Raw genomic sequence first — 1,828 nt, 5'->3', positions numbered from 1 at the left:
ACTTTTTGAAGGATAATATTTTTTTAGAAGATTATCATTTAAATCAAAATTTATTGCTTTTCTACCATGGATAGTCGGCATTTCTCTCTTCAACTCGATAATATGATTCTAATGCATCTTCTCGATATTCGATCGTATCGCCTTCGTAACGAAAATACCACTTGTCTACTATTTTTAAAAACCATGCTGATTCTGGTAGATCCCATTGTGCAGTCATAAAAGTATTAAAATCTTTTTTACTGCCTAAGTACACTCCTTTAGATAATTTTTTAACGCCTCTTTTTTTAAAAAAACGATCTACTTTTTCATAGCACTCATCAATATCAATGTTATTTTCTTTAGCCTTTTTCTCACTTAATACCATTTCCATCATCATTTTCATCACTTCCTTAAGTATATAATACCCAAATCGGTCTATCGTTGCAATACAATATCTTATCCTTCATTATTATATACTTTATTAAAAGTGCGTTTTACTTCTTTTTTATACTTCTTCATAATATGTATCTGGATGTTCTGGATCAAATCTCTCATTTGCCCACATTATTGTTATAAGATTATCTGTATCTGACAAATTAATAATATTGTGGGTATATCCTGGTAACATATGTACTGCTTCAATTTTGTCACCTGATACTTCAAACTCAATTATTTCATCACTTCCTATTTTTCTTTCCTGAATCAAAGCATGACCAGATACCACAATAAAGAATTCCCATTTACTATGGTGCCAATGTTGTCCTTTAGTAATGCCTGGTTTAGAAATATTGACGGAGAACTGCCCACAGTTTTCTGTTTTTAGTAATTCAGTGAAACTTCCTCTTTCATCAATATTCATCTTTAAAGGAAAAATAACTTTATCCTTTGGTAAATAAGAAAGATAAGTACTATATAATTTCTTAACAAAACTTCCTTCTGGTATTTCTGGCATTATTAAGTTTAGTGGTTGATTTTTAAATCTATCTAATAATTCAACAATCTTTCCTAAAGTTACCTTATAAGTTATAGGAACAAAACAATATTTGCCATTTTTATCTTCAACAGCATTAACACCATCAAATACACAATGATGTTCTTTTCCTTCCAAAATATCCAACATCTCAATAATTAAATCATCAATATATAATAACTCTAATTCAACACTAGAATCATTAACAGTTATTTCTAAATCATTGGCAATATTATTACAGAAAGTTGCTACAGCACTATTATAATTAGGTCGACACCACTTACCAAACAAATTAGGGAAGCGATAAACAAATACATTAACACCATTATCTCTCCCATATTCAAAGAATAACTTTTCTCCAGCTAATTTGCTCTTACCATATTCACTACCTGCATATCTACCAAGTAATGTTGCCTGTATTGATGATGAAAGCATTACACCACATTTATTGTTGTATTTTTTTAAAGTATTTAACAGTGTACTAGCAAAATCAAAATTACCTTCCATAAATTCATTTTGATTCTTAGGTCTATTGACCCCAGCTAGATTAAAAACAAAATCACAATCGCTACAATATTTATCCAATTGTTCTTTAGTAGAATTTACATCATATTCATATATTTCTTCAATAACAATATTCCTTGTTCTATCTTTACCATCTCTAATATTTTTTAATGAAGATACAAGGTTTTGTCCTACAAAACCTTTAGCTCCTGTAACTAAGATTTTCATATAGCCTCTTTTCTAATATTTATATAAATCATTTTTAATTTTTGTAGTCGAAATACCTTCTGTACGAGGTAAATATACTACTTCACAATAATCTTTTAAAAAATCAAATTTCCCTTTCCAATCATCGCCCATGACAAAAATATCAAC

General features: G+C 28.9%; 2 protein-coding genes and 1 pseudogene. All 3 read right to left on the bottom strand.

What is annotated here, in order from left to right; translation table 11 throughout:
* Window positions 1-61: 61 nt before the first annotated feature.
* The gene (locus BR82_RS16160; protein ID WP_051592862.1) at window positions 62-376 is read right to left on the bottom strand and encodes a hypothetical protein; all 315 of its coding nucleotides are present in this window, start codon (window positions 374-376) and stop codon (window positions 62-64) included.
* A gap of 108 nt (window positions 377-484) precedes the next feature.
* Window positions 485-1,681, bottom strand: coding sequence for a polysaccharide biosynthesis C-terminal domain-containing protein (locus BR82_RS0114480; protein WP_027090738.1), 1,197 nt, complete (start codon window positions 1,679-1,681; stop codon window positions 485-487).
* A 12-nt stretch (window positions 1,682-1,693) separates the two neighbouring features.
* Window positions 1,694-1,828: pseudogene (locus tag BR82_RS16155) on the bottom strand (glycerol-3-phosphate cytidylyltransferase); the annotation flags it as partial.

The sequence above is a fragment of the Thomasclavelia saccharogumia DSM 17460 genome (genome assembly GCF_000686665.1).
GTDB lineage: Bacteria > Bacillota_I > Bacilli_A > Erysipelotrichales > Coprobacillaceae > Thomasclavelia > Thomasclavelia saccharogumia.
This window is presented reverse-complemented; position numbering and strand designations above follow the sequence as displayed.

What these genes read in the sequence shown, in the direction of transcription:
- BR82_RS16160 (WP_051592862.1), bottom strand. Translation starts at nt 376, where the DNA reads ATGATGATGGAAATGGTATTAAGTGAGAAAAAGGCTAAAGAAAATAAC.
- BR82_RS0114480 (WP_027090738.1), bottom strand. Translation starts at nt 1,681, where the DNA reads ATGAAAATCTTAGTTACAGGAGCTAAAGGTTTTGTAGGACAAAACCTT.